General features: G+C 69.4%; 4 protein-coding genes. 3 read left to right on the top strand and 1 reads right to left on the bottom strand.

Annotated features, from left to right (window positions below):
• Positions 1-285: 285 nt before the first annotated feature.
• Both Pka01_RS31265 and mgrA read left to right on the top strand, forming a co-directional pair.
• The gene (locus Pka01_RS31265; protein WP_203886541.1) at positions 286-2331 is read left to right on the top strand and encodes a S9 family peptidase; all 2046 of its coding nucleotides are present in this window, start codon (positions 286-288) and stop codon (positions 2329-2331) included.
• Positions 2328-3353, top strand: coding sequence for an L-glyceraldehyde 3-phosphate reductase (mgrA, locus tag Pka01_RS31260; protein ID WP_203886528.1), 1026 nt, complete (start codon positions 2328-2330; stop codon positions 3351-3353). Before Pka01_RS31265 ends, mgrA begins: the two co-directional genes overlap by 4 nt.
• Before the next feature lie 4 nt (positions 3354-3357).
• On the opposite strand, the gene Pka01_RS31255 is transcribed toward mgrA, so the two are convergent.
• Positions 3358-5733 carry a lysylphosphatidylglycerol synthase transmembrane domain-containing protein gene (locus tag Pka01_RS31255; protein WP_239115619.1) on the bottom strand — a complete coding sequence of 792 codons (2376 nt, stop codon included), beginning with the start codon at positions 5731-5733 and terminating at the stop codon, positions 3358-3360.
• Between the two features lie 79 nt (positions 5734-5812).
• Between Pka01_RS31255 and Pka01_RS31250 the strand changes: the two genes are divergently transcribed.
• Positions 5813-6253: an RpiB/LacA/LacB family sugar-phosphate isomerase gene (locus Pka01_RS31250; protein WP_203886526.1), complete on the top strand. Its 441-nt coding sequence runs from the start codon at positions 5813-5815 to the stop codon at positions 6251-6253.
• Positions 6254-6261 lie beyond the last annotated feature (8 nt).

Below are 6261 nucleotides of genomic sequence, written 5' to 3'. Positions count from 1 at the left end.
GCACAGGATGCCTTGACCCGAAAAGTCGTGGCGCCAACAGTAGGCGGCCCGATTCGGCGATTCACGCCGGCGATTTCGCCCGGTCGCCGCGGTGTCGCCGGCAGTTCACTCCGGGTTCCAGCCGCCTCGCACACCGGGTGCCAGCTGCTCCGCCTCCGCTCTCGCCGGTGCCCAGCCGCCCCGGCGGCGCCTCACCACGCGCTCGTCGGCGGGTACCGGGGGCCGTAGGCGAGCGTTAAGCCGTACCAGGAGCGGCGCGAACATAGACTTTGGCGGGTGAGCGACATGCCGCCTGTGGCGAAGAAGGTCCCGGTCGAGCGCACGCACCACGGCGACACGGTCGTGGACGATTACGCCTGGCTGTTCAGCAAGGACGATCCCGACACCATCTCCCATCTCGAGGCTGAGAACGCCTACACCGAGGAGGTGACGGGCCATCTGAAGGATCTCCAGGAGACGGTGTTCCAGGAGATCAAGAGTCGGACCCTGGAGACCGACCTGTCGGTGCCCAGCCGTAAGGGCGCCTGGTGGTACTACTCGCGCACCGAAGAGGGCAAGCAGTACGGCATCCAGTGCCGGGTCGCGGTGGACGGGGACAGCCCGCCCGTGCTGACCGCCGGTGTGCCGCTGCCCGGTGAGCAGGTCCTGCTCGACGGCAACGAACTGGCCGGCGACAGCGCCTTCTTCGCCATCGGGACCAGCGCCATCAGCCCGGACGGCACGAAGCTCGCCTATTCGACCGACTTCACGGGCGACGAGCGCTTCACGCTCAGGTTCAAGGACCTCGAATCCGGCGAGCTGCTCGCCGACGAGATCCCGGGAGTCTTCTACGGCGGCGCCTGGTCGGCCGACGGCTCGACGTTCTTCTACTCGACCATCGACGACGCGTGGCGGCCGTACCGCATCTACCGCCACACGCTGGGCTCCGACGACGACGTCATCGTCTACCAGGAGGACGACGAGCGGTTCTGGGTCGGGATCGGGCTGACGCGGAGCCAGCGCTACCTGATCGTGAGCGCGGGCAGCAAGATCACGAGCGAGGTCCGGGTCCTGGACGCCGACGACCCCACGGGCGAGTTCACCCTCGTCCGCCCCCGGCGTACTGGCGTCGAGTACGGCCTCGACCACGCGGGCGACCATTTCCTCGTCCTGCACAACGAGGGCGCGGTGAACTTCGAACTCGCCACCGCGCCCATCGACGACCCGGGCACGTGGACGCCGCTGATCGAGCACCGGGACGACACCCGGCTCCTCGACGTCGACGCGTTCAAGGACCACATCGTCGTGCACTTCCGGCGGGACGGCCTGTCGGGCATCCGGATCCTGCCGCGTGACGGGCGCGAGCCGTACGAGATCTCCTTCCCTGAGCCGATCTACGACGTGGCGCCGGCGGGGAACGCGGAGTTCGAGACGAGCAGGCTCCGCCTCGGGTACACCTCGATGATCACGCCGACCTCCGTGTACGACTACGACCTCCAGACCAACGAGCTGATCCTGCTCAAGCAGAAGGCCGTCCTCGGTGGTTACGACCCCGCCGACTATGAGCAGTTCCGGGCCTGGGCGACGGCCGACGACGGGACGAAGGTGCCGATCTCCATCGTCGTCAGGAAGGGCACGGACCGCCCGGCCCCGACCCTCCTGTACGGCTACGGCAGCTACGAGACCTCGATCGACCCGTACTTCTCCGTGGCCCGCCTGTCCCTGCTCGACCGGGGGTTCGTCTTCGCCGTCGCACACGTGAGGGGCGGCGGCGAGATGGGCCGTCACTGGTACGAAGACGGCAAGCTGAACAAGAAGAAGAACACCTTCAGCGACTTCGTGGCCTGCGCCCGGCATCTCAAGGCCGAGGGTTTGTCGAGTCGGATCATCGCCCGCGGCGGGTCCGCCGGCGGTCTCCTCATGGGGGCCGTCGCCAACCTCGCGCCGGAGGAGTTCGCCGGCGTCGTCGCCGAGGTGCCGTTCGTCGACGCGCTCAACACGATTCTGGACCCGTCGCTGCCGCTCACGGTCGTCGAGTGGGACGAATGGGGTGACCCGCTGCACGACCCCGAGGTCTACGCGTACATGAAGTCGTACTCGCCGTACGAGAACGTGGACGGCCGGGCGTACCCGCCGATCCTCGCGATCACCAGCCTCAACGACACCCGCGTGCTCTATCACGAGCCCGCCAAGTGGATCGCCCGGCTCAGGGAGTCCGCGCAGGGTGGCCCGTTCCTGCTGAAGACCGAGATGGGCGCGGGACACGGCGGGCGCAGCGGCAGGTACGACGCATGGCGTGAGGAGGCGTTCGCGCTCTCCTGGATCCTCGACCGAGTTGGAGTTACCGAATGACCTACGTGGCGGCAGACGACAGGTACGGCCCCATGCCGTACAACAGGACCGGCAGGAGCGGGCTCAAGCTGCCCGCCGTTTCGCTCGGCCTGTGGCACAACTTCGGCGACGACAAGCCGATCGAGACGCAGCGGGCCATCCTCCGCAGGGCGTTCGACCGCGGAGTGACCCACTTCGACCTGGCCAACAACTACGGCCCGCCGTACGGCTCGGCCGAGATCAACTTTGGGCACATCTATCAGCAGGATTTCGCGAAATATCGAGATGAGCTGGTGCTGTCGACCAAGGCCGGATACGACATGTGGCCCGGGCCGTACGGCGAGTGGGGGTCGCGGAAGTACCTGCTGTCCAGCCTGGACCAGTCGCTCAAGCGGATGGGCGTGGACTACGTCGACATCTTCTACAGTCACCGGTTCGACCCGGAGACCCCGCTCGAGGAGACCATGGGCGCGCTCGACCACGCGGTGCGCTCGGGCAAGGCCCTCTACGCGGGGATCTCGTCCTACTCGCCCGAGCGGACGAAGGAGGCCGCCCAGATCCTCCGCGAGCTGGGGACGCCGCTGCTCATCCACCAGCCGTCCTACTCCATGCTCAACCGGTGGATCGAGGCCGGGCTGCTCGACGTCCTCGAAGAGGAGGGGGTCGGCTGCATCGCCTTCTCCCCCCTCGCCCAGGGCATGCTGACCGACCGCTACCTCGACGGCATCCCCGGGGACTCCCGGGCGGCGCAGGGCAAGTCGCTCAACCCGAACCTGCTCACCGACGAGTCCCTCCGCCACATCCGCACGCTCGACGAGATGGCGAAGCGGCGTGGCCAGTCCCTCGCGCAGATGGCCCTGGCGTGGGCGCTGCGCGACCGGCGGGTCACCACCGTCCTCATCGGCGCCAGCAGCGTCAGGCAGCTCGACGACAACCTCGACGCGGTGAACCGGCTGGACTTCTCCGCCGACGAACTGGCGGCCATCGACAAGGACGCCGTCGAGTCCGGCATCAACCTCTGGGCGGCCTCGAGCGAGGGCTGATCCGTCAGATCGCGTCGTGCCGTTGAAGGTAGGCGAAGGACGCCCAGCCCGGAAGCACCGGCAGCCAGAACGTCAGCAGGCGGAACAGCAGCACCGCCGACGTGGCGACCGTCCCGGGCAGGCCCGCCACCGTGAGGCCGAGGGACAACGACGCCTCGACCGCCCCCAGCCCGCCCGGCGTGGGGGCGGCCGAGCCGATCGCGTTGCCGGCCAGGAAGACGATCGCGACCGTCGTGAAGCTCAGATCGCCGCCGAACGCGCGGACGCACGCCGTCAGGCAGGCCACGAAGGCCACGGTCAGCAGCAGCGTCCCGCTCACGCCCTCCAGGATCTTGCGGGGCGACTGCAGCACGTCGAGCAGTCGCGGGATCACCCCGGAGAACATCGCGCGTACGCGGGTCGTCAACATCCGGCGCAGCGGGCGTACGGCGAGGACGATCAGGAACAGGACCGCCACGCTGAGGAGCGCGATCAGCAGTCCTCGTGACGGGGTGAGGGACGGCGCGGCCTGGGTGCCGGTCACGTATCCGAAGAACAGCAGCAGCACGATGTGCGACGCGAGACCGACGAGCTGCGAGGCGCCCACGCTGGCGACCGCAGGCCCCGGGGCGATCCCCCGCTTCTGCAGATATCGCGTGTTGATCGCCACCCCGCCGACCGCCGCCGGGGCGACCAGCTTCACGAACGAACCGGCGAACTGCGCCAGCACCGTCCGGCCAAGGGGCAGTGGCTCGGGTACGAAACCTCTCAGCATGATCGCCGCAGCGAGGTAACTCGCCGCAGCCGTGACCAGGGCGGCTCCGGTCCAGGCCCAGTTGGCATTGGTCACGACCGAGACCAGGTTGACCTGGCTGAGCTGGGAGAGCAGGAAGTAGACAGCGAGGGCGCCGGCGATGATCGTCACCAGGGTTCGCGGGCGGAACCGCTCGAGGCGGACCTCCTCCACCGCGGCCTGCGGCTTCAGCGCCACGATGTGCTCGCGGATCGCGGGAAGGAGCTCGCGGTCCTTCCTGGCGGCGGTGCGCGTGTCGCGGCTGAGGGCGATGCGCTGCAGCAGCGGCAGCGCGCCGGCGAGGGAGTCGGCGCCGAGCACGGCGGCGGCCGACTTCACCGAGCGCTCGGGTCCCACGCGGGTGGCGAGGTAGGTCAGGAGCTGGGCGACGTCCAGCCGGAGTAGCAGGTCGCCCGCCGCGATCTCACCGCTGCGGGCGTCGACCAGGAACACCTGGCCCGCCGAATCGACGTGGATGCTCTCCCCCGTCAGGTGACGGTGAGCGAGCCGGTGGGCGTGCAGCAGCCGGACCTGACCCCACAGCCGGGCCAGCAGTTCGTCGTCGAAGTCGTCGTCGGACAGCTCCTCCACCGGCCGGCTGTCGATGTGCTCGTAGGCCAGCATCGCCGCCTCGGTGCCGATCTCGCTGGTGCCGAGCAGACGGGGCAGGCTCGCCCCCGCCGCCTGGGCGGCGTAGGCCATCAGAGCCTCGCGCTCCAGCTCCGCGCGGAGGGACCGGATGGCCCGCCGCCGCGTCTCGGTGTTGAGCCGGATCCGCCGCCACAGGCGGTAGACGATCCCGGCGACCTGGCGGTCCCGGTCGAGGACGGTGACGTCCAGGCGGCGCTGGTCGGCGAGGCCGATGAGGTAGCGGCGGCTGCCCGAGCTGTCGTCCTCGACCCTCCGGGCGCTGACCGGTGAGAAGCCGAGCCGTCTGAGGGCCGCGAGCACCGCGCTTCCCGGGGGCCGGGTGTTCGCGCTGCCGATGCCGTACAACGTTCCGAAACCGACGGCCATGCCGACGAGGTAGGTGAGGATCACGCCGAGCGCGGTGACCTTGGTGGCGGTGAAGAGCGCGAGCACGTCGAGGGCGAGCGCCGTCCACATGAGGGCACGCCACTGGGGCCTGCGCGACATCCGCACGGCCGTCGCGTAGGCGATGGCCGGGGTCAGGACGCTGTTGAGCGGCTCGACGTCCCTGCTGCCCGTGAGCAGTTGCACGAGCTCGGCCGGGCCCGCCCTGACGAGCCACTCGTCCAGCGTGTAGGCGATCAGCAGGGCCAGGATGGCGGCGATGAGTCCCTGCGCGATGCGCATGCCGTCCCGGTGGAAGACCCGCTCGACGGCGAACGCGACGGGGACGACCAGCACGGCGACCCCGCCGAGCAGCCCGGAGACCGCGGAAAGCAGCGCCGGCGCCCTGCCGGTTCCGGCCTGGACGTCGGTCTCCAGGCCGTTGAGCGTGCGCTGCAGGGCGAGGGCCATCAGCACGACGGCCGCCAGAGCCAGCAGGGTCAGCAGGAAACGCAGGGCGTCCGAGGGGCGGCGGATCCGCTGCGGCAGCAACGGTTCGACGACGAGGACCACTCCCTGCTGTGGAGTGTCCACCGCCGTATCCTGCTCCTTGATACCTCTCACCACCAGCGATTCTGTGCGATCTTCGAGCTCGGTGTCCACAATTGACGGCATGCGTCTCTCGCTCGCCTCGGACAGTCTCGACGGAGTGGCGACCCGCCTGGTCGCCGAGGTACAGCGGAGAGGGCATTCAGTGACACTCTATGGAGCCCTGGCCCCTGGTGGCCGTGCTGATTGGGCCTGGTGTTGCTCGGCCGCCGCGAAAGACGTCGCATCAGGACGATCCGACCTCGCCATCGTGTGCTGCTGGACGGGGACGGGCGCCTCGATCGCCGCGAACAAGGTCGACGGAGTGCGCGCGGCGCTCTGCGTCGACGCCGCCACCGCGGACGGCGCACGCCGATGGAACGACGCGAACGTCCTGGCCCTCAGCCTGCGCCTCACCTCCGACCGGCTCCTCCAGGAGATCCTCGACGCCTGGTTCGCGGGCGCCCCGAGCACGGACGACGAGGACGTCGCCAACATCGCCCACCTCTCGGATCTGGAGTCGTAGCCGGAACG

The organism is Planotetraspora kaengkrachanensis (assembly GCF_016862895.1).
In the GTDB taxonomy this organism is placed as follows: Bacteria; Actinomycetota; Actinomycetes; order Streptosporangiales; family Streptosporangiaceae; genus Planotetraspora; species Planotetraspora kaengkrachanensis.
The sequence above is the reverse complement of the archived record's forward strand: the minus strand, read 5'-3'. Positions and strand labels throughout refer to the sequence as shown.

Bases quoted from the DNA above. Each gene is read 5' to 3' on its own strand.
- Pka01_RS31265 (WP_203886541.1), top strand. From the start codon at position 286: ATGCCGCCTGTGGCGAAGAAGGTCCCGGTCGAGCGCACGCACCACGGC.
- mgrA (WP_203886528.1), top strand. From the start codon at position 2,328: ATGACCTACGTGGCGGCAGACGACAGGTACGGCCCCATGCCGTACAAC.
- Pka01_RS31250 (WP_203886526.1), top strand. From the start codon at position 5,813: ATGCGTCTCTCGCTCGCCTCGGACAGTCTCGACGGAGTGGCGACCCGC.